Raw genomic sequence first — 23,759 nt, 5'->3', positions numbered from 1 at the left:
GTGGCGTTGAATACACCAACCACAAGCGCAGCCAATTTGCTATTGCACGCTCAAGTTAGTTGAAGTGTCCGGCTCTGACGCGCTTTACCCTTTGGTTTATCCAATGTCTAAAGCAGTGTGCATAGAGCCATTGCTTAATGCCAGTTAGATTTTTGTGTTGCTGATAAAGCGCATCAGGACTCGTATAAAGCCCTAAATCGCTTGTAATACTTTGCTTTTGAATATATGCACCATTTAACGAAAAGCGATTATCGGGTTGCTGTAAACAGGAAGTGGAAATGCCAAACCCAGTAAAGTTTTTTGCCATCGAGAACTGTTGCTGAACCTGCTTAAGGTAGCCGTCATCTATTATGTAACCTTCAAGCTCTATCCAGCGCTCCTCTAGATAAACTTCAACCCAACTATGGATAATACTTTTTGGGGAAAACCATGTCAGTAGGGTAGGAATTAACCCTTGTTTAAGATCGTTGGCTATCTCGAATCCATGAACTCGGGTGGGAATATCACAAGCCCTCAGTAGTGCAACCAATAATGTTCCTTTGGTATTACACTGGCCATAGCCTTGCTTAAGCACTTGGCTTGCAGTTAGTGTATCTGTCTCACTATAACCAAACTCTATGTCGTCTTTAACGAAGTTATAGATTTGCTCCGCTGCCGTGATTTCATCAAGTTGCCGCCAACCTTTTGCTGCTATTAAGCTTTGGATCTCTGAATGTTGATAATCAACTAAAGGGGTAGTTACTAAAAATTGCTTCATGGTTATGCTCCTATTTTGGTAGCAGTGTGATACAACTTAGGCAACTAAGCTTGAATAAACTGGCTGTGTTCATGGTTAGTTAATGGGTATACATTTAGATTTTTTTATTTTGTATTTAGGGAAGGAGCCTATGAGAAAAACAACAAAGATTGTTGATAAGATATGTATTGAGAAAGCACGGAAGCAGCGACCAAGTGACCGCGATAACATATCTTACGGTTATGGAGGGTCGCTCGCATGAAATGGAAAGTCTTATTTTATTTCTTACTACTGACGTTTATTGCCTCAATCTATGATGCATTTACGCTGCCGGATCATTTAGCAATAGAATCAAGCATGTTTACTGGGATTGTGTTATTGGTCGCAGATCTCTTAAATGTATTTGGTGCTTTTTGCGTTGCTTATGGCAAGCGTCCTGTTACAGATGTGTGGTTTTGGGGCGCATCATTAGCACTATTTGTTGCCGCCAATGTTTACATTCAAATCCAGGCATTTATTCAGTTTCGTATTGGCTACACGGTCGATGAGATGATTGTTCATTCGATTATTTTTCTCGTCGTATTAACCATATCGTCGCTACCTATGGTCAAGTTGATTGGTGAAGCTTATAAACGAGGTAATAAACAAACGGCTTAGTTTATAGCGCTTTGCGTTTTTAATGCCTCAGTCGGTGTAATGCCAAACTGCCGTTTAAACGTACGGCTTAAATGAGCGCTATCTGCAAACCCCGCGAGCATGGCAGCTTGTGTAAGGTTGTTGCCTTGCTGTATGGCGACAACTGAGCAGATCAGCCTGCGCCACAGCACATAAGGTCGCCACGCTATCCCCACTTGCTCGGTAAAAAGATGTAAAAAGCGACTTGGTGAAAGATAAAGTGACTCGGCAATCGTATTTGCGCTGAAGTGACTGGGTTTAAGGCAAGTTTGGGCGTTAAAGCACGCATCTAATTGCGCCAATACACGGTCAATTCGTGGGTCTAAATCCGTCGTTGGGAGTTCGATAAGTCCCACTATGCTTGTTAACTCGGCAAGCTTGGCATTGCTATTTGGTGCAGTATTTATCTTGATTGCTGAGCAGCTGTTGCCTTGTAGCTGCTTGCCATACAAGCTTTTTGGCTCGACTAATATCACCCAGCCTAAGGTCATTTTTAAGCTATGTTCTACGCCACTAGCAATTACGCTTGGGCCAGATAGCGTCTTGTCACCGATTTTCGCGACACAGTCGCTCAAGGGTAGGTTGATTTGAATAAGGTGGTGTGAATGGCACGCGGCATTCAAGTCTTTGACAAATGAGGCGAATATACCCGGAGTGAGGTGCAGCATAAAAACAGCCGAGACTTTCGTCTCGGCGAGCAGTATTAACCAGCGAATGCGTCTTGCAATGGTGGTACAACTTGCTTTTTACGGCTCAGTACGCCGTCCAACCATACTTTGCTTGCTTCAGGCTCAACGTCGTATGCTTTTGCGATGATCGCTTCATCATCAGAAGCGATCAGCATTTGTGAGCCTTCTTTCATGATATCAGTAAGTAGTAGCATCACACTGTGGCGATTACCTTCTTCTTTTAATTTTGCGATATCGGCATGTAGCTCATCTTTGATCTTATCAAATACAGCAAGATCAACCACTTCAAGCTGGCCAATACCAACAAGGTTGCCATTCATGTTAAAGTCTTTGAAATCACGCATGACTAGGTCACGAATTGGTGTGCCTTCAACTGCTGATTTCACCTTGAACATTTCCATGCCAAGCTCTTTAGCATCATCAACACCCGCGATTTTTGCAAGTGCTTCAACACATTTGATATCCGCAGTGGTACAAGTTGGTGATTTGAAGATGACTGTGTCGCTTAGGATTGCACACATCATGATACCAGCAATGTTTGCTGGGATTTCTACATCGTAGAAGTCGTACATCATTTTAATGATCGTGTTACTACAGCCAACTGGGCGGATCCAACACTCAAGTGGTGTTGAAGTCGTAAGGTCGCCTAGTTTGTGGTGATCAACTACGCCAACCACAGTTGCTTTATCGATGTCGTCTGGTGCTTGCGTTTTTTCAGTGTGGTCAACGATATACACATCTTCGCCAGCATAGCTCATCTTAAGCTCTGGTGCTTCAAAACCAAAACGGTCAAGAATAAACTGAGTCTCCGGTGAGACTTCACCCAAACGCGTTGGGATTGCTTCTTCACCAATTTGGTTTTTTAAATAAGCAAGTGCGATTGCACCGCAGATTGAATCTGAATCAGGGATCTTATGACCCACTACATACATTGCCATTGACGGAACTCCTTAAAATTTTGCCCACATTCTAGCAAAATAACTTGTCATTTAAATAGTGTAAATGCGCAATTTGGCGTAGATAGGGTGCGGTAACGACAGATTGTTGAACTAGGCGAAATAACCTCGTTGAGAAAGGGCTAATTGAGCATGTATAAATGTAAATTAGTATTATACACTAACCGTTCAAACGCTTAGGAGATGGGTATGATTCAAATGAGCCGTAAGGCGTGGAATAACGTGGTGATCTTTTCCATGTTACTGATGATCTTTTTTCTCAACGGCCTCCACTATAAATTGAATCCCAGTGACGACAAAGCAAAGATACAAGCTGTGCTACCAGAGCAAAGCTTTGTCTTAACTGTGGCATTTCCTGGCTATAAAATTGAACGCATTGGCACGAGCTGGCGTATAGAGTTACCGCAAGGCTCAAACCAGAGCTTTAGTGAAGATGCCTTACGTGCGCTTGTTGCCAAGTGGCAAAGTTTACAGCTATTGGTTGTTGAGACGCCAAAGCAGTTGGAGCCAGCGCTGAGCGCAGCGCAGTTTTGGCTAGCAACCCAAGAGCTTCCGCTTAGCTATCAGCTGTATCCTAGCGATAATGGCTTTGTATTATTTGATAAACAACAACAGCGTTGGTTTGAGCTTGATAGCGTGCAAGCCAAAGCATTATTTCTACCGATAGAATTGTAATACCACAAACCACACAGTAATAGAGTGAATTATGCCTGAGTTACCAGAAGTCGAAGTGAGCCGTTTAGGCATTCAACCGTATTTAGAGCAACATATTATCCAAAGCGTAAAAGTACACAATGGTAAGCTGAGATGGCCTGTTCCAGAGGAAGTACAATTGCTTGAAGGTGAGAAGGTGCTTGCGGTTAAGCGACGGGCAAAATATTTGCTTATCGAATCCAAGCATGGCACTGCGATTTTGCATTTGGGGATGTCAGGAAACTTACGTGTTGTTGATAGCAAAGAGCCACTAAAAAAGCATGATCATGTGGAGATCATTCTGGCCTCAGGTAAGTCGCTCAGATTGAACGACCCGCGTCGCTTTGGCGCTTTTTTATGGCAAGGTGCAGGCGAAGATCATAGCGTTTTTGAAAAGCTGGGTCCTGAGCCATTGACCGAGCTTTTTACTGCAGAGTACTTATTTGAAAAAAGCAGAGGCAAAAAGCAGCCGATTAAACAATTTGTTATGGATAATCATGTGGTGGTTGGTGTGGGTAATATTTATGCCAATGAATCTTTGTTTAAAGCAGGGATCCATCCCAAAAAAGAAGCAGGTAAAATTTCACTTAAACGCTACCAATTACTGACACCGATCATCAAGGAAACCTTGAGTGCAGCTATCAAACAAGGGGGAACGACACTCAAAGACTTTGCTCAAAGTGATGGTAAACCGGGTTATTTTGCCCAAGAATTGCTGGTGTATGGTCGTAAAGGTGAGCCTTGTGTAAGCTGCGAAACGCCATTAAAAGAAATACGTTTAGGGCAACGCAGTACAGTGTATTGCTCTAAATGTCAGCGCTAGAGCAAAGTGCTGGTTAGGAGCCTGCGGTTTTAAAGTCTATCTTAACTTGGTTTTCTTGCAGCGTTGCGGAGCAAGGGGGGTAACTGCGGGTTGTTTTATACACGCGGTCAAAGATATGGATTTCAACCCCAGAATGAAGCGCTTTGTTTGCTGCAAGTTTCGTGTTCTCGAGTAGATCGTGTAAGTCGTGATCAAGCTGGCTGAGCTTTTGCTCAAGGTGTTCGGCTTGTTGACAGTAGTGCATCTGTGTCGCACCAATTTTAGTTTTGAGTTGTTGCTTTTTAGCGGCGTCTTTAACTAACTCTGCTTTTTCAATCGCTTGCTGTAGTTGATCTAGGGCATCATTGGTGGCGGCAACTTCTTTGAATAGGGTATCGGTTTCTTGGGTGATTTTAAGGCCTTTGCGTGCCAGATAAATCATCATCTTAGCGCCAGACTCACTGCCAATCTCTCCCGCAACTACCATTTGTGCATCGATAATTGAGCCACCTATCAACTTGCCATTTGGATGATCGCCAGTGCCAACTTGTATCAGCTTTTGCGCTTTAATATCGCAGTGGTTGCTTTGCTTATTGATAATAATGTTATCGCCTTCAAGGTAAGTATATTGTCCATGGGCAATCTCAACATTGCCTTTGGCGATAAGTTTGCAAGTTAAACCTTGTTCATTATTTTGATGGTCGACATGGCCAATCACGCCACCTCGCACTTCAATATGACCACCTGCGATAAGTTCTCCAGATTCTACCGTGCCGAGCACTGTGATATCGCCTTGTGCGGTTACGTGCATACCCGGTTCCACATTATGGGTGACCACAACGCTGCCATTAAAGTCGACATGACCACTTTTTACTGTGACATCGGCAATCGTAAATACATCATCCACGCGCATACCGTTGGCGATATCTGAGGGGCAACCTGCGATAGTTGCGATAAGCTCTAGTGGGTTGTTGGGGTTGATCTCGGTGCCTTCACCCGCCATAAGCTGGAACGATTCGCCGGGCTTTGCTTCAATACTTTCACCGCTAACCGTAAAGCCTTCTTTACCTGGTGTTGCGGGCTTTTGAGTCACCAATAAATCACCCGGTGCAACGCTTGCAAGCTTACCAAAATCACGCATGTCCACGGTGCCATCTTCACGCATTCTAGGTTGCTTGAGTCTCTCTTTTAAAGTTTGTACATGCGGCAGTAATTTTGCTGACTGGCCGTCTTGTGGTGGTCGGCCTTGGGCGATTAATCCAGATGCTTCTTCACCAGGTGGAAGTTCAAATTGTTTGCGCAGGATATTTTCTAGGTAAGCTTGCTTATAACCGCGGCTGACGCCCGCTTTCACAATGGCTTTTTTCGCTTCTTCTAATGATACCGCTTTACCACCGCGAGCCGTTTTAAGTTGCCCAAAGGCCTGCATTTTATCGTCACTTAAGGTGACTTCAAACTCGGCATCATGTTGTTTAGCTACGACAATTTGGCTCTCGGGGAAGTCGCTTTGGAAAAAGGCATTAATCGAGTCGTGATCAATTTCGCAGTCGGCAAATTGCGACTTTTCAAGGGCTTCAATCACAAACGCAGCACTTGGTGGTGAAGCAGACTTCACATCCATTAAGATATTGCCATTGTGCGCAAGCTTGAACACGATAACTGCCTCGTCGAATTTTTATCCTATAGTTTCAGCTTGCTAAATAAACATCAATTGGTCAAGTGCTTAGGCCAATTTTCTTACGTTAATATGGGTTAAGTTAAAAAACAGAAATAAATCGTGATTTTCTAATACTTTCAGATGAATAAAATCAGCGCGCTTAAAAATGTGCGGGCTTATCATGCGCTTCTTGCAGCAGGATTTTAATCGCTTCAGGAACAACCTTTTTCTGTGTTGAAATCGCATAAAAATACTCATAAATATTAGGTAGTTCCTGATACTGCTGTAGCACCCCTTGGGCTATTTCGTCTTTTACTACTACGGCTGGTAAAACAGCCACCGCGCCACTGTCTCGTGCCAGTAGTCGCATCATCGCCATATCGTCGACCTCTGCCAAAATGTTGGGGAAATACTGATACTGAGCGCACAGAGCATTAAATGCGGTGCGTAAATCTGAGTTGGCAGGTGGCAAGATCCAGCGTGTTTTTTCAAAGCCTTGTGGAAATGGCGTGCTTGGCTTGAGCGCTGGCGGACCAATGATCGCCAGAGGTTGCTTGGCAACCAGTTGGCACTGCCAATAGGGGTCTGAAGTATCTAGGTTTATTGTTCGGTTGGTAAGCACTAAGTCCAGCTCATAATTGGTTAAGCCGTTGAGTAGCTCAGAAATACTGCCTGACTTTAACTTAAATTGCACATCGCTGCGCCGCATCAAAGGACTAATAAAAGCCTCTACAAAGTTACGTGACAGAGTGGTCAACACCCCAATAGTCACGTGGGTGGTTGACTGTACGCCTTTGCTTAGCAAGGCTTCGAGCTCTTGCCCCGTGGTAAAAATATCATCGGCATAGCTCAGCACCTTTTTCCCCTGAACGGTCAGCATTAGGCTGCGGCCTACGCGCTCAAATAGTGATACCCCGACATTGTGTTCCAACTGTTTGATTTGCGCAGAGAGCGCAGATTGCGAAACATGTAATTCTTTAGCTGCTTGAGTCAGGTTTCCGAGCTTAGCAACCTGCCAAAAGTAGTAAAGGTGGTGATAATTAAGTCGGCTCATCTATATATAAGTAAAACAGAACGAATAGTTAAATTATATCTATTTTTATTAAATTAAAAAGGTTGGAATAATGACCTAATTCAAGACTTAGGTGAGAAGCATAGAAAGTGATGATTAATATCTTAGTGGTGTTGTTGCTATTACACTTTTTGATTGCTGCGTCTTTCATGAGCAAAGCGTCTCGTAGTAACGCTGGGTTATTTCGTATCGCGAACGGTTTTGCTATCGGTGTGGCAATTTGTATCGCTTTTGGCTGGGGGAGTTGGGCAACGCAAGGTGATATTACCAGTAGCCTGTTTGAAATAAACTTTTTACGGCTTAGCGTGGTGTCATTGATTGGCTTTATGAGCTTTATTTTACTGCGTTACTCCATTCACTATTTACATGGTGAAAAACACCGGGGCCGCTATTTTCGCTATCTACTCACGACATTACTGAGCGTAACTATCGTGGTGCTCAGTAATCACTTAGTCCTATTTTGGCTGGCTTGGGTCGGCATTAGTTTGAGCTTGCATCGTCTACTACTGTTTTATCCTAACCGCCCGAGAGCTGCATTGGCCGCACACAAAAAGTTTATTTTGGCGCGCTTGGCAGAAAGTGCATTGCTTGGAGCTTTTATTTGTATCTACCTCAGCACTGGCATGCTCCAGCTTAATGACATCACAAATTATTACTTAACTCATTCAACGACACTGACTGTGCTAGAGCAATCAGCAGCTGGCTTACTTGCAATTGTGGCGCTGATTAAGTGTGCGCAACTGCCAGTGCATGGCTGGTTGATGCAAGTGGTTGAATCACCCACACCGGTAAGTGCGCTGCTGCATGCAGGGATCATTAATCTGGGTGGTTTTTTGGTGATGGTGTTTGGGCCTTTGATTTTACGCATAGAAGCTGCGAAATGGCTGATCTTGATCGTGGCAGGAATAACGACATTATTGGCCGCGCTTATCATGACAACGCGGATCAGTTTAAAAGTGCGCTTGGCTTGGTCAACCTGTGCACAAATGGGACTGATGCTAGTGGAGTGTGCTTTGGGACTATATGAATTAGCGCTGTTACACTTATTGGCGCATTCAGCCTACAAGGCCCACGCATTTTTAAACTCAAGCCAGTGGATCCATGAAGATTTGACTCGTCGCTTGAGCGACCAGCTTGAACCGCCCTTATGGCAATGGCTTATTGCACTTGTCGTGGCAACTGGCCTCACGACAGCTGCTGCAGTCGTCATTGAATATCAAGGTCCTATCAGTATTTGGGGATTAATGGTTGGGGCATTAACGGTGTGGTTAGCGCTGCGTTTTGAGGCGCAAGCCCCTAGCAGCTATTTTAGAATCATCACCGCAGCCGTTGTGTTGTTGGCAGCCTATAGTGCGCAAAAATGGCTATTGCACTTGGTGGTCGCGCTACCAAATGATCTTAGAGCGCAAGCACTCGATGGTGCTGATATTTGGTTGCTCAGCTTAGTAGTGTTACTCATCGTAGTAAATTATCTGCTCTATTACCGCGCACATTTGGTAACGGTGCAAAAACTCTCTCGGGTGTTGTATGCCGGCCTGTACTTAGACGAGTGGATGACACGATTAACCATATTGCTTTGGCCCGTCCATTTGCCAAGTATTAAAAAGCAGAAACACCTAGCCATTCATCGCTATGCTGCAGGGCACGAGGAGCAGAAGTAATGATAGAGACACAAGACAACAAACAGACTCAGCTATCTCAGCCGCAACAGCAACAACTACTGAGCGCTGAAACACGTATTGCGCCAACTTGGCCACTCGATCAATTGATCGCAGTGAATCCATTTTGGGGAATGCGCGATCTGCCCTTTGATGCGGTGGTCAATAAAATGAGTGCATTGGCACAGGTTAGAATGCTGATGCCCGTGGTATTTTATCTTGAACAATGGCAGCAAGAGGCGATTTCAGAGCAAGCATTGCAGCAATCTGCGGCACATTACGCGGTGGATCGCAGCACCAATGCACTACTCAATTGGCTCAAAAAAAGTCACTGCGGCGAGTTGCCACACTGGCATACATTAGCGGATTTGCTTGACCGTTATCGCTCTGAGCATAAGATGCCATGGCAAGAGGAGATCAGCCACCAAATTAGCCAATTTTGCGCCGCGCATTATCAGCAGGTGCAGCCTATTCTCAAACAAACCCAAGGTGAGGATAAACTCTGTTTGTATCGTCACTGGCATGAAACCGTATCACGAGATTTGGGAATAAGCATCGTCATGGGGGAGTCGGGTTTAGTGGATTACTTTAAGGCTTTGCCAACGTCTCCTGAGTCTTTAATTGCACTCGCTGTCGACACCTTAGGGATTGGGTTCAATGAGCTGAGTGATTATTCGCACATGCTACTGCTAGACATTAATGGCTGGGCATCTTGGGCGGCTTATGAACGCTGGCAAGCAGATCTTGCCCAGCATCCGGCTTCCGATATGCGTGCGCTATTGGCAATTCGAATGGCGTGGGAGCTGGTGATTTGGCGTTATGTGAGTGAGCGCCATCCAACGACCTTTACCCGTATTCAATACCATTGGAACAAGCAAAAGCTGCAACTTGCTGAGATTGTGCTTGAACATAAAAAGGCATTGTTGCCGCGCCTAGTATTTCAGCGGGCGCTCGAGCTCAGTTATCAAGCCACTTTAGTGGGGCAGCTAAAAACTCAGCAGGTAAAATCTGAGGGGGCTCGTGAGCAAGCTACACCGACCTTACAAGCGGCTTTTTGTATTGATGTGCGCTCAGAAGTGATCCGCCGTGCGCTAGAAGTTCAAAGCGCAGGCATTCAAACCATAGGCTATGCTGGATTTTTTGGCCTACCGATTGATTATCATGCGACTAACTGCCGTTTTAGTCGGCCACAGTTACCCGGATTACTAAAAGCGCCAATCACCGCAATACAAACGCCGGCACCCCAGCACCTTGCCACAAAACGCCAGCAAGCTGGCCGTTGGCATAGCTGGTCTCACTCTGCGGCGGCTTCATTTTCGATGGTGGAGTCGATGGGGGTGAGTTACTTTTATCAGCTATTTAGCAAAGTGTTTTCACTGCAACAAACTCAGCATCCCGTCGATAGCCATATTGATTCAAGGAAGTGGCAATTAAAACAAGGCGAACACGAAGTTACTGTTTTGGAGCAAGCTAAACTCGCAGCTGGCATATTAAAAGGGATGGGACTGACCGAATTTGCTGATACGGTCCTACTGGTTGGCCACGGAGCGCATACCACCAATAATTTACATGAAGCCGGGCTGCAATGTGGTGCATGTGGCGGCCAGTCGGGAGAAGTGAATGTTAAAGTACTCGCGCAACTTCTTAATGACCAAGCGGTACGCGCAGAATTAATCGCGCTTGGCATCGCTATTCCGCCGCAAACGCGGTTTATTGCAGCGCTGCATAATACCACCACTGAAACAATTACCCCCTATGGCGAAATAGATACAGAGATAACCCGCTGGTTAAAGCAGGCAGCGCATCTGGCTCGAGTAGAGCGTGCCCATACACTTGCGATAACTGGTAAAGAGTTATCCGAACAGCAATTAGAGCAGCAATTTATAGCCCGTACTAAAGATTGGTCTCAAGTTAGGCCAGAATGGAGCCTTGCCAACAATGCGGCATTTGTGGTTGCGCCGAGACAAGTTACGCAGGGAGTTGACTTGCAAGGCCGAGTCTTTTTGCATGAATACAGCGCCGAGCAAGACCAAGACTTTAGTCAGTTAACTGCTATTTTAACCGCTCCTATGCTCGTCACTAACTGGATCAATATGCAATATAACTCTTCGGTAACCGATACCCACAAATACGGCAGTGGTAACAAGGTGCTGCATAATGTAGTAGGGGGAAGGATTGGAGTGTTTGAAGGTAATGGCGGAGATTTGCGAATTGGCCTGCCAATGCAGTCCGTTCACAACGGTGACAAATGGATGCATACCCCACAACGTCTGAGTGTGATAGTACAAGCACCAACCGAAGCACTAGAGCAAATCATGACAGCACATCCAGTTGTAAAACAATTGGTAGAAAACGAGTGGCTTTATCTTCTGTCTATTTCGCCTAATTGTAACGAAGTTAGACGATTTGATAACAGTAAGTGGGAACTTCTTTGAATTCAAACGAAACTCGTTGCAACTTAACAAGTTATTGTGCAGAGTATTGCAGAAATTGAAAGGTGTGGCTGGACGCTGCGTAAACTAGACGACCTCCTAGCCACCGACATTGGACTGTTTATACAAGGAGGCTGCTAGTGGCTTTTGATTATGGCTCTATTGATTTAGGGCTTAAAAACCCATTTAAAACGGAAGGTAAAATCACAGCTATTCGTGGTGCAATACAAACTATTGCTGGAATTGCATTACTGGTGATTGCCGCCAGCTCAGTTAAGAGCGATGCGGGTATGGGTTGGATCATCATGCTATTTGGCATGTTGATTTTAGGTCTTGGGATCACTTCTCTTGCAAAAGGAATATATGCAACGCTGCGTTTTTTTGTGGGTCGTAACCATCCCACCTCTTTAGCGTATAACTTCAGTAAGTCAGAAACTTCAACCGCCCAGCAAGAAAAGACTGATGTGGCTTATGCGGCGAAAACGCTAGAAGAAATGTTGATTGGCCGAAAGAACAGCACGTTTGTAGAACCGAAAGGGTTCTTATCGCGTTTGCTTCACAGCATTGCACCTAAATTACTCTTTCTCCCTTATCCTATCAGAAATATGAGCCAACGCTTATTTGGTGCATGGGTGAGTACATTAACCGCAATTGTGCTTTATGGTGTGGTGGCGTTTGTATCGCTTTCGGGCTTTGCCGGTGATGCTGGGGAGCTGACTTTTCCAATCTATAGCACCTTACTGATGATATATATTTTGTCATGCTGGTACAGCGCGGCTAAACCGATTTCACGCAAAGCGGAACATGCTATTGAATCTTTGGGGAGTGCGACCCTCGCTAAAGTGATTTCGCTCTCTTTTGTGCTACCAATCCTGATTGGCTTAACTTTGTCTTACATCATGGATGAAGGAAAGTTAAGTAAAGCCGATATTGAGCTCTTTTTTGCGCCTTTGCCTAGTCTTCATACTTGGGCTTATCTCACGGGCGTTATCGTGCTTGCACTTGGCTGTAGCGCCATTATTGCTGTTATGCTTAAAGCGCGGTTAGACAAAGTAAACCCAGTGGTTGAAGTGTCTGAGTTAAGAGAAAACTGGCAAGAATCAGTACATCCAAACGAGATATTTATTAACCTCGACAACTTGGTGATGGCTAATCGCCGCTATAAAGAAGTACCAAACCGGGTTTATCGTGAGCTAGATCCCAGCTTGCAAGAACAAGTTGATGGTAAAGGTGGCTTTAAAGGTGAAATGATCCAAGAAGTACAACCTAAAGTCCTACCCCTAGATTTAGGTAAATCATTCGAACGCTTTAGGTTTTTATCTTTGCTAGGTGGTAACTTACTGCTGCTAGTGACCCTTGGATTAAGCGTCTTTTTTGCTTATGCCGTAGTAGATATTTACCACTATGTAACGAGCGCCAATATCAGTAATTTTTCTAGTGCTTTCGGCGAAGAGAACATCGCGTCATTCAGCGCTGTTGTGATGATAGCCGTACATTTACTGCTAAGTGGCTTATTGATTAAATCGTTTGCGTCAATGCTAATCAATGCTGCACACGTATTCTATGCCGAGATGCAGTTTGAATCTCTGCTGGTTTATTTTAAGTGTGAAGGGACATTTACTGAGTCTAAAATATCAACAGGTACTGGTATTCACGATTCCACACGCTCTGAAAATACGCTAGTACGCAGCAGTATTACCCCTTGGGTAGTGGTGTCGAGAATTGTATCAACGACCTTCGCTGCCACGGGCATGAAAAACCTAGAGCACCCAAGACATATTTTAGAAATGCATAAAGACGATGCACAGCTAAGCGATATCCGTAAAGATGTGATTAGCTTCTTAAAAGACCGAGAATCCATCGCCGCGATTACCAGCGAGCGTGATTTAGGTAACGCCTCACAAGTGTACCAACTCAATCAGCAAACGAGAGCGGTGGATCAAAACCATCAACTGCGTGCAAGTAGTGATGAAGCTGGTGCTTATCTACGCCGAGAAGAAGCACTCGAAAATAAAGAAGAGTAAAAGACAAATGCCACCCTCGGGTGGCAATTTTGTTGAGGTTAGTGAGTTTTACTCTATATTCTGGATCTGCTTCTTGAGTGTAAAATATAAATCTTTAAATTACAGTTGGTTATCTTTTGTTTTTACTAGCAAGAAAGGGCGTCTGCCACCACTCCTGCCACCATTGTTTTTCGGCTAACCCTGTGTCGAATTACTCTATATTCCGAGGCTAGTTTAGCAGCTTTTGGATCTCTATTGAATATAAGCATATTTGGTTAACCCAATTTTTGATATTTGTACAAAGCTAACGAGGTTTATTTTTCCAACCTATGCCAGTTACGACTCCCATCCCCGCTGCGAGGACATGTGTTAAGATTTTCATCGCAGTGTCGGTGTCGTCTTTTACAAATACTAATGCCACAACTAACCCAATTAGAAAGATAATCACGCCTACTAACAGATAATAGCCTTTATTAAACTTCTCATGATTCTGGTCTAATTCAGTTATATTTTCTTTGTGCTTTAGGTTTGCCTTTTGAGATTCACTTTCGTGTTTTCGTTCAGAGTGTTCCCCGAATTTATCTATAGCCAAGCCTACGGCAGTCAGAACTGTTTCAAAGTTGGCATTTTGTCGGTTTACAATATTCAGAGGCGAAAGCCGTTCTTCTTCTGTCATTTGGCTTTCTAATTTACTTTGTTGCTCAATTTGTTTGCTTATTTCTTCGGTACTCGACACCATAGCGTCCTTCTCATGCTTATTTATTTAATGAGTCTGTTTACAGAAACTAAAAAACTACATTTTGCGTGCTTGAGGCGTTCGCCCACTATGCAAGTTAGTATGTTCTTAGCGTGTTAGTATGAGTGTTTTTGAAGATACTCATCATAAGAAGAATAGGACTTTGAGCCTTTAGACCTTCTTTTCCGGCCAAGTACAGTGCCATCAATTCTTGTTTGAACAAATTTGGTGAGTTCATCGAATTTAGCTAATGGCACCATATCCCATTTAGCCCCAAACTTTCTCTTAATTGAGGTATAGAAAATAGCGTAATTCATATTTCCAGAACCCATCTCTGCTTTCTTAAATTCATGATACCTATCAATCAAGTATTTGATGTAGTTCTTATGTTGCAAGCTTGAAGCTATTGAACCAAGAGGGGCTTCAACTTTGATACTTTTCTTTGAAGTTTTAAACTCAACATTGGTTGCTATCACGCCATTGTTTGTACCACCAGAGAAGTTAATGACATTCTCTGTGTGATTTGAGGTAGTAGGGGAGTAATTTAGATCTAAAGCAAGTTGTTTGACTTCATTTTCAACGGACTTACTTCGGATAATATCATGCAGTTTCTTTACATCTGTCTCATTCTGGAGCAAGAGGGGCAGTTCGCTATCTATTTCTCTCAGTCCTTTACTCACGTAATGTCCAATTGCACCATTGGCTAGGCCATTTGCCAAAAAAGTAATTATTTCTTCCATGTTTATCTCTAAACTTTTTGTAGTTATTCAAACTAATGCAGTAGCCTAAAATATCATTGTTAATTTTGTGTTTCAATAACGGCTAACAATGTTTTATCCACTCTTGAATATCGTTATAGCGCCAACCGATACGGCTTCCTGTTAGTGGCACTCTAGCGGGAAATTTCCCTGCACGTTCTAGTCGCCAAATGGTTGTACGGGAGAGATCAGTTAGGCGCTGTACTTCTTTTGCGCAAATGATCTTATCGGGTGTGTTTAGTTGTGGCGGTTCATTACTGGGCTGGATTTGTTGCGCTAAGTACTCCAAAAGTTGAAATCCGAAAAATTCCGTAATCTCTTCATCGACTTGGATATACTCAATTTTATGCTGCTTCTGTAACTTTGTGAGCGCTTCAATAGTGCAATGCAAGAAAAAAGCGGCTTCAGCCTGAGAAAAGCGCTGATAAAGGCATATACCCATACTATCGGCCATATCACATATTTGTGGAGTAAACGGATGCGCCATATTTAAGCTCTATTCCCTTCTTGCTATACCTGACAAAGTTGAAATTTTAAGGTTCAGGGTTCAAACTGTTCATATATCAGTCAATATAGATAGTAATGTATGGAAGCCAAAGAGCAAGATTCAATTTATCGGCCAAAAGACGATGAGCTGGTTTCACGAATTAATGCCTATCACACGGTAATGAAGGAAAAGCGCAATATTGAACTGAGTCTTGACCTATTCAAAGATAAAGAATGGGCTGAGCGGTTGGGTTCGACACAAGAACTTGAACAGGCGCACAAAGTCATTTCAACTAGCCTAGAAAAGGCCATCATGAGTTTTAGTGATAGCGATTTGAAAAAAGCCAGTGAACAAAAACTCTTAGATGATACACAACTCCATGAAATGCGAATTAACCAAGCTAAAGCAAAGCTCGGTACACTTCGTCAATCTCAAGATAGTTACGAGAAAAAACACGGTAAATCAATTTAATAGAGTGACTGAGTTAAATCTATTATTTCGAGTAACGCGAAATAACAAAGTAAATTTGATTAATTTAAAATATCAGTAAAATCAGTTTGATAGATTTAATTGATAACACAAGTTTATGAAAGTAACTGTCTATACCACAAAATGAGGGGCGGGGAAGTCTCCAATCTCAACCAACATCGTTCACGACCACGGTTTTGCGTTAGGAACAAACGAGCCATACCATATTTATGACGAAATATTACCTGAAGATCAGTTTATGGCCGTTGATCTCAATGAGCCTTTTCCTGTGATACCTGAGCATATAGATATGGTCTTCGATCTTGCTGGGGCACTTTCAAATAGCGCATTAAGTATTAGCACAGCGATTGCGCAATCTGATTGGGTGATCATACCCATCTATGATGAGTACAAGTCCATACTAGCGTGATTAAATACACTTGCTGAAGTTTTACACCTCAATAAAAATGTTCTTGTGGTGGCAACCAAACTGCAAAAAACTTACCGCGACAAAGGTAAAAGCTGGCATGAGTGCGAAAGTTTTACACATATTCAAACGCTTGTGCATGAAAAGTTTGGTTGAGATATTCCAGTGCTACCACTGAAGTTTTCCAAGGTATTTGATGAGATCTTTAAGTCCAAAAAATCAATCTCACAGCTTCAAGCTGCATCACCACTTGCCAAGTTTCAATATAGGGAAGTGAGTAAGCAATTCGATGCCATTTATTCTTTAATCCTCCCTAAAAATGAGTCAAAAAAATAGCCTGACGAACATCAAGCTTAGTAACAAAAACACACTATCTAATTTGATGCATCAGCAATCATCAGTAAAAACCAGTGGCAGAACAGCAAAACCAGCTGCGGAAAAACAATCAGAGCTGGTTGGTTTAAGGTTTACGCCGTCAGAGGTTGCAATCATCAAGAAAAAGGCAGGGCTAGTGCCTGTAGCTACCTACATTAAAAATGAGTTGGTAAATACGTTAAATTTATTCAACTAACTGGTCTTTAAATGAACAAATTAATCCCCATGTTACTTTTTGTACAAAAAGTAACATTTCTATTTTCCAACTCGCGGTGTCCAAACTAGCGGCTTAAAAGTGAAAAGATACTTTGCAGCAAATTCTTGGTTTTGTGGACTCTTAGCTCACAGCCCATGAGCTGATATTAATTTGAAGGGAATAATATGGGTAAAATTAAAAATCCAGCCACAATATCTACACAGTTTAACATTGATTTAGCTACGCTGGATAAGCTGGGAGTTGTAAACGTATTGTTGAATACCGACACGCTGGTTTTTATTGACCCATTGCTTTTAGAGGAAAGTAGTCATATCGAGATGAGCGTTGGTGCAGCTCAGTCATACAGGCAGAGATTTAGTCAAATAATAAAGCTTTTGTCAGTATCGAAAGAAGAGAATGATATAGCTTGGCGAAATGCAAAGAGGCTCTTTAAATTCTCTGAGGTAAGCTGGACTTGTCTAGGGTATGGAACCAGTGTTAGAGGTTCTGGTTTTGGGAAAGACCTGATTTCAACTACTTTGGAAACTGCTCGTCAGGTAGTTTCTTTAGGTGTGGAAGATGTTGATTTATTTATGGCTCTGGCATTGTTTGAAGAAGGAATAGGCCCAGACAGAATCAGTGACATGACTACAAATATAATAATTCATGATCTGGTTAAGTTTTCACAGACCATCAATAAATCATTACAGTTGCCTACAAAACAATTTAAAGTTGAAAACACGGTATATGACTTAGTTGAAAACCCTTACTCAAGTCAGCCTTTGTTATTTGTTCCAAATGATATTGTTAGGGATTTACCAATTGCATCTAACTGGAGTGATATTTCTAGAGTTGTGAGAGAAAATGAAGAGCTTAGAGAGAGAGTAAATAACCATGTTGGTGAAATTTGGGCTAACATGTCAAAAAAGCAAAAAGAACAATTAAAAAAATCGGCATTGAGAAGCAAAGAAGCATTTCAGCAAGTTATGGATATGATTCGAGAGGTATCTCCAACACCATATGATTTTAGTAATGATAGAAATGGTGAGGCTTTTTGGACCGAATTACTGAAGTCTGTATCGCAATCGCACCCTTTTGATCTTTCTAACTATTCAGGTCGGAAATTAACTTCAAAAGAAGTGATTGAAGTTGTACATAAGATATTGGAGCAGTTTCAGGAGCTTGTTGAACATAAAGGGCTTTGGAAGGAATTATGGGATGAAAATGGTAAACCAAGAAAAGAAAAAGCATCTCAAAGACTATTGTTTGCAGTTGCATATAGTTATTGTAAAGCGAACAACCTAGATCTCACTCCTGAAGCCGACTCAGGTAATGGTCCTGTTGATTTCAAAATGTCACAAGGTTACGACTCGAAAGTCGTAGTTGAAGTAAAGCTATCCACGAACACAACTTTAGTGCATGGTTATGAAAAGCAGCTCGAAATATATAAAAGAGCTGACGATACTGATTTAGGTATCTTTTTGATTATGGATGTTGGTGGTATCGGGAAAAAGTATGCTGATGTTCAAAAAGTTCGTAGGGAGTTTCTTGCTGAATATGGACAAGCATCAGATATATGGTTTATTGATGGAAATCAAAAAGCCTCAGCTAGTAAAAGGCATTAAGCTAGCACAAACCCTCATATAAGAAGTTTTGAAAGTAAGGAAATTATATGTCTTTTAATGCAAAGGTTATTAAAGTTTTGATTGCGAGTCCGGGTGATGTTGCTAATGAAAGAGAAGCGATAGCAGAAGTCATTTCTCGATGGAATAGTATGAACTCTGAAACCCAGCAAGTTGTATTGCTCCCTGTTGGATGGGAAACTCACTCCGCCCCTCTTCTTGGAGGCAGGGCACAAGGCTTTATAAATGAACAAGTCGTAAATGGTTGTGATATGTTAGTCGGAGTGTTTTGGACTAGGCTTGGCTCACCTACAGGTGTTAGTGAGAGTGGTACTGTTGAGGAAATTGAGCACTTCATTGATAATGGTAAACCCGTCATGCTCTATTTCTCATCTCAACAAGTTGATATTAATAACCTTGATTTAGAGCAACTTCAATCATTACGCGCTTTTCAAAAGAAAATGCAGAAAATAGGCTTGACTGGTTCTTATCGGAATCTGCCTGATTTTAAGGAGCAGCTCTTAAGTCAGTTATCTATAAATATTCAAAGATTGAACAACGGTGAACCCATAAACGTTCCTACTGAGGCTGAAGTGAAAGAAAAAGCGAAGGTGCTCAAAAAAGCCATTAAAGAGGGAAGAGTGTATATGGAGGACTATGAAAAGGATGGCCATGTAAAATCTTTTCTTGTCAAAGGAGATACAAAAGAGATTAAAGACGGAATTAAAGACCTTGGTGGTAAATGGAACCGTGCATTAAAGGGGTGGATTTTTCCTAAATCAATGGAAATTGAGGTTGCCGATTTTATTAAAAATAACACTTAATTAATCGGTGTTGTTTTTATTGAATCGAAGATTATTTAGGCTGTTTTGTTGCACCTATTATCATATTTTGAAATACCGAGGCGTGGAGTATATGCAGGATGTACACACTGTCTTTTGATGTATCGTATTGATAGTACAAGTTGTAGTCTCGGTAAACAAAGCGCCTGATATTCTTTTCTTTGTTATAGAGCGGGTGAGAGCAAGGGAATGTAGCCAAGTTTTCAACTGCTCTGCGCAAGAACTCTTCACAAAAACTTCTGGCTCTGGCTGGATTATCTTCAGCTATAAAACATTCGATCGCTTCAAGGTCGGTTTTGGCTTTGCGGGTTAATAGTACTTTTACCATTGAGATGCAGGTTTAGAAAGTATCTGTGAGATGTTGCCAGCGTCAAGTTCAACCATATCACCACTAGCCACATCTTGAAGACCTTGTTCAATACCCGAATCAATGCGCTTTTTTACGTACTCTGAAACCGCCTCGAAGATAAGATCTTCAGGCGACTGAAATCCTGAGTTGTTAGCTTCAGTTTGTACAAGCTCGGCAACGTTACCGTGGAGAGTAATAGTCATACTGTCTACTCTTAAAAAATAAGTCTACTTCTATTGTATCAGAAATTGGTCAAAGTCAAATGGTCAGTTAGTAAACAGGCTCAAATCATACGCCCTTTGTTTACTGATTTTGCAACCTATTGGTATTTTGTAGTCCATATATGATGACTATAACTGGCGGATTGGAGCTATCGATAACTTACATTATCGATAGCTCATTTTTAATGACTGGGACTAAATTACTAAAGAGAATCGGTGCTTTTTAGTACCAGTAATATTGAATCTTGTTCAAGCTCAGCCCTTTGCTTTCTGTTGTTATCGAGCTGCTTTTCTAACTTCCGTATACTTGCTTTCACATGCGCAAACTTTTGCTGTGATTCGCTGAGCCTTTTGGCTACATATTTGCATTGATCACGCAGTTTATAGGGCTTTTGTTGGATGGTTCTGACTTGTTCTTTCCAGCGTTCGATTTTACCTTCACAGTTAGGTACTAAGCCATCAAAACAACTATATGCGGAGGCAACGCGAGTAGCCATCGCTACACTTGAAATAAGTGAACTTAATCCGTCCCAAAAACCACCTTCGCCATCACCAATAGCATCAGCGGCACTTTCAGCTAGCCCTAAACCAATCTCACCACCTGAAAGGCGTTGACTAAGCATGGAGCTACACGCATTACCAGCTAGAAATAGCTCTGCATTGCTAGCTCTTTTACCGTTACGTTTACGTTCTTCTTGCAGTGCATATTTACAAGCCTTTGAACCTAGTGGCGCAAGGCATGAGATCTGAGCTTTTTGTAAGGCGTCAGGATCGTCACAAATAGTACGCGGCCGTTGGGGTGTGCTTTGGGCTGCTATCAGTGTGCAACGATTATTTTGATACGCAGGGTTTCTATTAAGTGACCTTAATAAACTCTGTATATCACTGGGGTATTGCTTTTGGTAGTGTGCAATTTTTTGCTCTATTTCAGACTTTTCAGCAATCAATTTCGCATGTTGATTTGGTAGTGGGTTTTTAATGCACCTGTGAATAGGTTTGCCATAAGGGTCATCTTTTGGCATGAGCTTAAAGCACTGCCCTGAGACTGATTTATTTAAGGTGTATTTGTAGCGATTTGAGCCAATATCTCGACCATACCAGCGGCTATTGTCTTCAGATACCAAGGTGGGCAAATCTTCTGAGGCTTGCTGCTTTTGGTAATACAAGGTGATGGAATCATACTGAGAGCTTACCTTGTACGGGGTTGGTGTTGAGCACCCTGTCATTGTCAAAACTACAGTCAGTAAGCAAAGCAGTGTAAGTGTGCGTTTTACTAGCATTCGTTTATCTCCTTTAGAAACCAGTTCAGTACTACTTCAACTTTCTCTGAATTGTCTCCCATGCAATGTTGATTAGCTTGGCGTTTTCTTTCGCCTGTTGTTTTAAAATCCCGTCAAACTTATCTAGTTTGTCAGGATGAAATAAGTTTGATAAATGCCGATAAGCTTTTTTAAACTCTGCTAGGCTGCTGCCAGCATGAACGCCAAGAATTGAGCAAGCATCCTCAAATTTTCGCGGGTCTAACCCTGCGGAATCAAAGTGTGATTGGCTTGAGTTGTTGTTCGATTGTTGTTGGCTTTGTTGCCGCTGAAAGGCTTCTTGTTTGCGTCTGAGTTCTTCACTGGCGCGTTTTATTTCTTCCTCGGCTTGAGCTTTTTGTCTGCGGAGTTCTTCAGCTTGGGCTTTTATATCTTGCTCTGCTTGCTTTATGTCATCTTGGTATTGAGCTTGGCTTTGTTCACTTTTAGCTTTTGCGAGTTGATAGCTGAGTTTTACTTCAGAGAGCGCATCGCTGAGCCAATAAAAAGGGTTGGTGTAAACATATAAAAAACCGAGAGCATAAGGGATAAAATACCAGTTTTGATCTTCAGTAACTAACGTTGAACCTACAGGCACTAATGAGACGGCTAACCCAATAAAGATAAGAAACGGATTACCACCTTTGCAGCATTTGCCAAAAATGAAGCCCATAATAGCTACAAACACCGTAAAAAATAAAACCGTGGTCATTGTTGAAACAGTCTCCGATATAAGGGCTTGCCTGTATGTACTAAAAAGCCAGCTACAAAGGGAATAGTGATAAACCAAGTATCAACCGCCATTGCAAATTGCATCATGGGGTAAAAGATAAGTAAGCCTACCAAACACCAAAAGATATTCCCTTTACGGCAAAACCAGCCAAAGACAAATCCACAAGCGAAGATCAGCCCAAGGTAAAATAGTAGGTCGCCCGTGAAGTGTACGCCAAACAAGTAAAACTCCATTACAACCTCACCAGTTTGGGGTTAATGCAGCGGTTGCCATGATTGTTAATAATTGGTGGAAAGCTCGCTGCTTTTTTAAATCGTCTGTTTTGATAATAAGGTGTCACGGTCAATTTTACGGGGTATCGATTTTTACATATCAATAGTGCTTCATTATCTAGCATGGTTCTGACTTCGTCAGAGTTAAGCAAGTTGTATTCTCTGTAGTTGTCGTGAGTATCGGTAAATTCGGCGACTTGTCTTTCTCTTACACGCCCTGATAGCTTTGAAAAATAATCTGCGGTTACGGGATCTGAACTGCTTAAACAAATATTTGTGTTAAACGCGCCTTGGATTGATTCAGCGGTTTTTTGTCCGTAGCGCATCGACAATTGAGAGATAGACTGCAAAATTATTGAAAGCGATACACCATACCCCCTGATAGTGTTAGCAACTGAAACAAAATCACTCACGTAACTATTTCCAAACTCATCATATAGAATATAAACAGGTAATGAATTGCCACCCAAATGATGATTACGCATACACTCATTGAACACGCTACGAAAGAACAACGAGGTCGCGAATGAGTAATATTTTTGGTGCTCTGGCGGCGTACAAAAATAAATGATGGTTTTTTCTTTTCTTAAGCGTGAGAGGTCATAGTCGGACTTGCTAAAAAAGGTGCGCATATCTCGATTAGTCAACGCCCTTAGAGCGGTTAAGCAGATCCCAACAAATGATTGAATTGCTTCTTTGTTACCTGTTAACGCGCCTTTCCACTCGTTCAGTACAGATTCGTCTTCAGGAAAATTTGGATCCCAGCAATTATTAGCTATCCAATCATCCAGCCCCTCACCAAGCGCACCAAAGTTTTGTAACAGGTGGTAGAGATTAGGTAAATTGAAATACTTTTTGTCACCAAAGCTTAAGCACTTTATCAGCGCACCTAAAATACGTGTTGCACCGTTGTTCCAGTAGGCGTCTCCTTCTTTTGGGTTTCCTGACCAGATCAAGGTTTCGGCTATTAATTCCAATTCAACAAAATTTTTGGCTTCGGTGAATGGATTGAACAAATTAGACTTACTGACATCATGCGGGTTAAATACCACAATGTTGTAGCCGTTCGCTTTTAAATACCCTGATGTTGCTTGATGCACTTCGCCTTTGGGGTCGTGAACAACTAACGAAACGTTGTCGTTCGCCTTGGCTAATACGTTACTGATAATGTACTTTGTGGTTTTTCCTGCGCCCACGCGGGCTGTGAAGCATACATTTTGAAAGCTTTCAGTTACCGACAGATAACGGTTATTGCCATCAATAAGTAGTCCTTTATTTCTGCGCGATAAAAAGCTGCTAGCCTCGCTACTATTTAGCAGTTTAGAGCCTTGCTTGGTGTTGAGCACTTTACCTTTAATCAGGTACTCAGTGGCTTTATAGGCAAAAGCGCCAATCGCTTTAAACACCATAATAATCTTATCCATCCTCCTTGGTTATAGAATATTGTTTTGACTTTCTAGCTCATAACAACGATTGCCTATGCTGTTGCAATGTTTGTTTGGCTTTATCTGACTTGTGTTTCCACGGTTTGCTTAATTTTGAGCCTTTCACCAACGCCAGTGCTTGGTCACATATACGCTTTACCTTTGCTTTAACAAGGTC

Annotated in this window: 25 protein-coding genes; 11 read left to right on the top strand and 14 right to left on the bottom strand. The window is 42.3% G+C overall.

Translation table 11 applies throughout. The features are described 5' to 3' along the window. Nucleotides 1-55: 55 nt before the first annotated feature. A complete protein-coding gene (locus EXT47_RS14045) occupies nucleotides 56-757 on the bottom strand; it encodes a transglutaminase family protein (RefSeq protein ID WP_130126866.1) in 702 nt (233 codons plus the stop codon). 237 nt (nucleotides 758-994) lie between these two features. Here EXT47_RS14045 and EXT47_RS14040 point away from each other — a divergent pair, with 237 nt between their 5' ends. Then, nucleotides 995-1,393, top strand: a complete 399-nt coding sequence (locus EXT47_RS14040) for a hypothetical protein (RefSeq protein ID WP_039494303.1) — start codon at nucleotides 995-997, stop codon at nucleotides 1,391-1,393. Here the strand turns inward: EXT47_RS14040 and EXT47_RS14035 are convergent. Further along, on the bottom strand, nucleotides 1,390-2,079 hold the full coding sequence (locus EXT47_RS14035; protein WP_039494305.1) for a helix-turn-helix transcriptional regulator: 690 nt from the start codon (nucleotides 2,077-2,079) through the stop codon (nucleotides 1,390-1,392). The two genes, EXT47_RS14040 and EXT47_RS14035, sit on opposite strands and share 4 nt — an antisense overlap. A gap of 35 nt (nucleotides 2,080-2,114) precedes the next feature. After that, nucleotides 2,115-3,038 (bottom strand): manganese-dependent inorganic pyrophosphatase, encoded by a 924-nt coding sequence (locus tag EXT47_RS14030; RefSeq protein WP_010605724.1) that lies wholly within the window; start codon nucleotides 3,036-3,038, stop codon nucleotides 2,115-2,117. 207 nt (nucleotides 3,039-3,245) lie between these two features. On the opposite strand from EXT47_RS14030, the gene EXT47_RS14025 reads away from it, so the two are divergent. Next, the gene (locus tag EXT47_RS14025) at nucleotides 3,246-3,731 is read left to right on the top strand and encodes a hypothetical protein (RefSeq protein WP_039494308.1); all 486 of its coding nucleotides are present in this window, start codon (nucleotides 3,246-3,248) and stop codon (nucleotides 3,729-3,731) included. A gap of 31 nt (nucleotides 3,732-3,762) precedes the next feature. Then, the gene (gene mutM / locus EXT47_RS14020; protein ID WP_039494310.1) at nucleotides 3,763-4,572 is read left to right on the top strand and encodes a bifunctional DNA-formamidopyrimidine glycosylase/DNA-(apurinic or apyrimidinic site) lyase; all 810 of its coding nucleotides are present in this window, start codon (nucleotides 3,763-3,765) and stop codon (nucleotides 4,570-4,572) included. Between the two features lie 13 nt (nucleotides 4,573-4,585). Here the strand turns inward: mutM and EXT47_RS14015 are convergent, their stop codons facing one another. Further along, entirely contained in the window at nucleotides 4,586-6,205 is a 1,620-nt protein-coding gene (locus tag EXT47_RS14015) for a DUF342 domain-containing protein (protein WP_130126865.1), read from the bottom strand. A gap of 163 nt (nucleotides 6,206-6,368) precedes the next feature. Beyond that, nucleotides 6,369-7,262, bottom strand: a complete 894-nt coding sequence (locus tag EXT47_RS14010; RefSeq protein ID WP_130126864.1) for a LysR family transcriptional regulator — start codon at nucleotides 7,260-7,262, stop codon at nucleotides 6,369-6,371. Nucleotides 7,263-7,372: 110 nt separating this feature from the next. On the opposite strand from EXT47_RS14010, the gene EXT47_RS14005 reads away from it, so the two are divergent. From EXT47_RS14005 to EXT47_RS13995, 3 genes are all read left to right on the top strand, one after another. Next, nucleotides 7,373-8,941: an NADH-quinone oxidoreductase subunit L gene (locus EXT47_RS14005; protein WP_130126863.1), complete on the top strand. Its 1,569-nt coding sequence runs from the start codon at nucleotides 7,373-7,375 to the stop codon at nucleotides 8,939-8,941. Beyond that, nucleotides 8,941-11,373, top strand: a complete 2,433-nt coding sequence (locus tag EXT47_RS14000) for a YbcC family protein (protein WP_130126862.1) — start codon at nucleotides 8,941-8,943, stop codon at nucleotides 11,371-11,373. Before EXT47_RS14005 ends, EXT47_RS14000 begins: the two co-directional genes overlap by 1 nt. Before the next feature lie 137 nt (nucleotides 11,374-11,510). Continuing rightward, a complete protein-coding gene (locus tag EXT47_RS13995; RefSeq protein WP_130126861.1) occupies nucleotides 11,511-13,394 on the top strand; it encodes a hypothetical protein in 1,884 nt (627 codons plus the stop codon). 283 nt (nucleotides 13,395-13,677) lie between these two features. Here the strand turns inward: EXT47_RS13995 and EXT47_RS13990 are convergent, their stop codons facing one another. The 3 genes from EXT47_RS13990 to EXT47_RS13980 all read right to left on the bottom strand — a co-directional run bounded on the left by EXT47_RS13990 (nucleotide 13,678) and on the right by EXT47_RS13980 (nucleotide 15,354). Continuing rightward, nucleotides 13,678-14,112, bottom strand: a complete 435-nt coding sequence (locus tag EXT47_RS13990; protein ID WP_130126860.1) for a TIGR04086 family membrane protein — start codon at nucleotides 14,110-14,112, stop codon at nucleotides 13,678-13,680. Between the two features lie 113 nt (nucleotides 14,113-14,225). After that, a complete protein-coding gene (locus tag EXT47_RS13985) occupies nucleotides 14,226-14,849 on the bottom strand; it encodes an HNH endonuclease (protein WP_130126859.1) in 624 nt (207 codons plus the stop codon). An 82-nt stretch (nucleotides 14,850-14,931) separates the two neighbouring features. Next, the gene (locus EXT47_RS13980) at nucleotides 14,932-15,354 is read right to left on the bottom strand and encodes an AlpA family transcriptional regulator (RefSeq protein WP_130126858.1); all 423 of its coding nucleotides are present in this window, start codon (nucleotides 15,352-15,354) and stop codon (nucleotides 14,932-14,934) included. A gap of 99 nt (nucleotides 15,355-15,453) precedes the next feature. Here EXT47_RS13980 and EXT47_RS13975 point away from each other — a divergent pair, with 99 nt between their 5' ends. From EXT47_RS13975 to EXT47_RS13960, 5 genes are all read left to right on the top strand, one after another. Then, nucleotides 15,454-15,825, top strand: a complete 372-nt coding sequence (locus EXT47_RS13975) for a hypothetical protein (protein ID WP_039494329.1) — start codon at nucleotides 15,454-15,456, stop codon at nucleotides 15,823-15,825. Nucleotides 15,826-16,081: 256 nt separating this feature from the next. Further along, the gene (locus EXT47_RS23860; protein WP_157782791.1) at nucleotides 16,082-16,252 is read left to right on the top strand and encodes a hypothetical protein; all 171 of its coding nucleotides are present in this window, start codon (nucleotides 16,082-16,084) and stop codon (nucleotides 16,250-16,252) included. A 316-nt stretch (nucleotides 16,253-16,568) separates the two neighbouring features. Further along, nucleotides 16,569-16,820: a hypothetical protein gene (locus EXT47_RS13970; RefSeq protein WP_130126857.1), complete on the top strand. Its 252-nt coding sequence runs from the start codon at nucleotides 16,569-16,571 to the stop codon at nucleotides 16,818-16,820. 185 nt (nucleotides 16,821-17,005) lie between these two features. Further along, nucleotides 17,006-18,445, top strand: a complete 1,440-nt coding sequence (locus EXT47_RS13965) for a hypothetical protein (protein ID WP_130126856.1) — start codon at nucleotides 17,006-17,008, stop codon at nucleotides 18,443-18,445. A gap of 47 nt (nucleotides 18,446-18,492) precedes the next feature. After that, nucleotides 18,493-19,266 (top strand): hypothetical protein, encoded by a 774-nt coding sequence (locus EXT47_RS13960; RefSeq protein WP_130126855.1) that lies wholly within the window; start codon nucleotides 18,493-18,495, stop codon nucleotides 19,264-19,266. 31 nt (nucleotides 19,267-19,297) lie between these two features. Here EXT47_RS13960 and EXT47_RS24290 read toward each other — a convergent pair whose 3' ends face one another. The 6 genes from EXT47_RS24290 to EXT47_RS13930 all read right to left on the bottom strand — a co-directional run bounded on the left by EXT47_RS24290 (nucleotide 19,298) and on the right by EXT47_RS13930 (nucleotide 23,581). Continuing rightward, on the bottom strand, nucleotides 19,298-19,612 hold the full coding sequence (locus EXT47_RS24290; RefSeq protein ID WP_130126854.1) for a type II toxin-antitoxin system RelE/ParE family toxin: 315 nt from the start codon (nucleotides 19,610-19,612) through the stop codon (nucleotides 19,298-19,300). Next, nucleotides 19,606-19,836 carry a hypothetical protein gene (locus tag EXT47_RS13950; protein WP_130126853.1) on the bottom strand — a complete coding sequence of 77 codons (231 nt, stop codon included), beginning with the start codon at nucleotides 19,834-19,836 and terminating at the stop codon, nucleotides 19,606-19,608. The genes EXT47_RS24290 and EXT47_RS13950 overlap by 7 nt, the downstream gene beginning before the upstream one ends. Before the next feature lie 221 nt (nucleotides 19,837-20,057). Continuing rightward, entirely contained in the window at nucleotides 20,058-21,134 is a 1,077-nt protein-coding gene (locus EXT47_RS13945) for a hypothetical protein (protein WP_130126852.1), read from the bottom strand. A gap of 31 nt (nucleotides 21,135-21,165) precedes the next feature. Continuing rightward, the gene (locus EXT47_RS13940; RefSeq protein ID WP_130126851.1) at nucleotides 21,166-21,864 is read right to left on the bottom strand and encodes a DnaJ domain-containing protein; all 699 of its coding nucleotides are present in this window, start codon (nucleotides 21,862-21,864) and stop codon (nucleotides 21,166-21,168) included. Next, a complete protein-coding gene (locus EXT47_RS13935; RefSeq protein WP_130126850.1) occupies nucleotides 21,861-22,118 on the bottom strand; it encodes a hypothetical protein in 258 nt (85 codons plus the stop codon). The genes EXT47_RS13940 and EXT47_RS13935 overlap by 4 nt, the downstream gene beginning before the upstream one ends. Beyond that, nucleotides 22,118-23,581: a type IV secretory system conjugative DNA transfer family protein gene (locus EXT47_RS13930; RefSeq protein WP_130126849.1), complete on the bottom strand. Its 1,464-nt coding sequence runs from the start codon at nucleotides 23,579-23,581 to the stop codon at nucleotides 22,118-22,120. The genes EXT47_RS13935 and EXT47_RS13930 overlap by 1 nt, the downstream gene beginning before the upstream one ends. Between the last annotated feature and the right edge of the window lie 178 nt (nucleotides 23,582-23,759).

The sequence above is a fragment of the Pseudoalteromonas sp. CO342X genome, from assembly GCF_004208915.1.
Lineage (GTDB): Bacteria > Pseudomonadota > Gammaproteobacteria > Enterobacterales > Alteromonadaceae > Pseudoalteromonas > Pseudoalteromonas maricaloris.
The sequence above is the reverse complement of the archived record's forward strand: the minus strand, read 5'-3'. Positions and strand labels throughout refer to the sequence as shown.

Excerpts from the sequence above, each read along its gene's own strand:
- EXT47_RS13985 (WP_130126859.1), bottom strand. The coding sequence starts at position 14,849 with ATGGAAGAAATAATTACTTTTTTGGCAAATGGCCTAGCCAATGGTGCA.
- EXT47_RS14000 (WP_130126862.1), top strand. The coding sequence starts at position 8,941 with ATGATAGAGACACAAGACAACAAACAGACTCAGCTATCTCAGCCGCAA.
- EXT47_RS14005 (WP_130126863.1), top strand. The coding sequence starts at position 7,373 with ATGATTAATATCTTAGTGGTGTTGTTGCTATTACACTTTTTGATTGCT.
- EXT47_RS13975 (WP_039494329.1), top strand. The coding sequence starts at position 15,454 with ATGGAAGCCAAAGAGCAAGATTCAATTTATCGGCCAAAAGACGATGAG.
- EXT47_RS13960 (WP_130126855.1), top strand. The coding sequence starts at position 18,493 with ATGTCTTTTAATGCAAAGGTTATTAAAGTTTTGATTGCGAGTCCGGGT.
- EXT47_RS23860 (WP_157782791.1), top strand. The coding sequence starts at position 16,082 with ATGGCCGTTGATCTCAATGAGCCTTTTCCTGTGATACCTGAGCATATA.
- EXT47_RS13930 (WP_130126849.1), bottom strand. The coding sequence starts at position 23,581 with ATGGATAAGATTATTATGGTGTTTAAAGCGATTGGCGCTTTTGCCTAT.
- EXT47_RS24290 (WP_130126854.1), bottom strand. The coding sequence starts at position 19,612 with ATGGTAAAAGTACTATTAACCCGCAAAGCCAAAACCGACCTTGAAGCG.
- EXT47_RS13935 (WP_130126850.1), bottom strand. The coding sequence starts at position 22,118 with ATGGAGTTTTACTTGTTTGGCGTACACTTCACGGGCGACCTACTATTT.
- EXT47_RS13945 (WP_130126852.1), bottom strand. The coding sequence starts at position 21,134 with ATGCTAGTAAAACGCACACTTACACTGCTTTGCTTACTGACTGTAGTT.
- EXT47_RS14030 (WP_010605724.1), bottom strand. The coding sequence starts at position 3,038 with ATGGCAATGTATGTAGTGGGTCATAAGATCCCTGATTCAGATTCAATC.
- EXT47_RS14045 (WP_130126866.1), bottom strand. The coding sequence starts at position 757 with ATGAAGCAATTTTTAGTAACTACCCCTTTAGTTGATTATCAACATTCA.
- EXT47_RS13950 (WP_130126853.1), bottom strand. The coding sequence starts at position 19,836 with ATGACTATTACTCTCCACGGTAACGTTGCCGAGCTTGTACAAACTGAA.
- EXT47_RS14010 (WP_130126864.1), bottom strand. The coding sequence starts at position 7,262 with ATGAGCCGACTTAATTATCACCACCTTTACTACTTTTGGCAGGTTGCT.
- EXT47_RS13970 (WP_130126857.1), top strand. The coding sequence starts at position 16,569 with ATGAGTCAAAAAAATAGCCTGACGAACATCAAGCTTAGTAACAAAAAC.
- EXT47_RS14025 (WP_039494308.1), top strand. The coding sequence starts at position 3,246 with ATGATTCAAATGAGCCGTAAGGCGTGGAATAACGTGGTGATCTTTTCC.
- EXT47_RS14035 (WP_039494305.1), bottom strand. The coding sequence starts at position 2,079 with ATGCTGCACCTCACTCCGGGTATATTCGCCTCATTTGTCAAAGACTTG.
- EXT47_RS13990 (WP_130126860.1), bottom strand. The coding sequence starts at position 14,112 with ATGGTGTCGAGTACCGAAGAAATAAGCAAACAAATTGAGCAACAAAGT.
- EXT47_RS13940 (WP_130126851.1), bottom strand. The coding sequence starts at position 21,864 with ATGACCACGGTTTTATTTTTTACGGTGTTTGTAGCTATTATGGGCTTC.
- EXT47_RS13965 (WP_130126856.1), top strand. The coding sequence starts at position 17,006 with ATGGGTAAAATTAAAAATCCAGCCACAATATCTACACAGTTTAACATT.
- EXT47_RS13980 (WP_130126858.1), bottom strand. The coding sequence starts at position 15,354 with ATGGCGCATCCGTTTACTCCACAAATATGTGATATGGCCGATAGTATG.
- mutM (WP_039494310.1), top strand. The coding sequence starts at position 3,763 with ATGCCTGAGTTACCAGAAGTCGAAGTGAGCCGTTTAGGCATTCAACCG.
- EXT47_RS14040 (WP_039494303.1), top strand. The coding sequence starts at position 995 with ATGAAATGGAAAGTCTTATTTTATTTCTTACTACTGACGTTTATTGCC.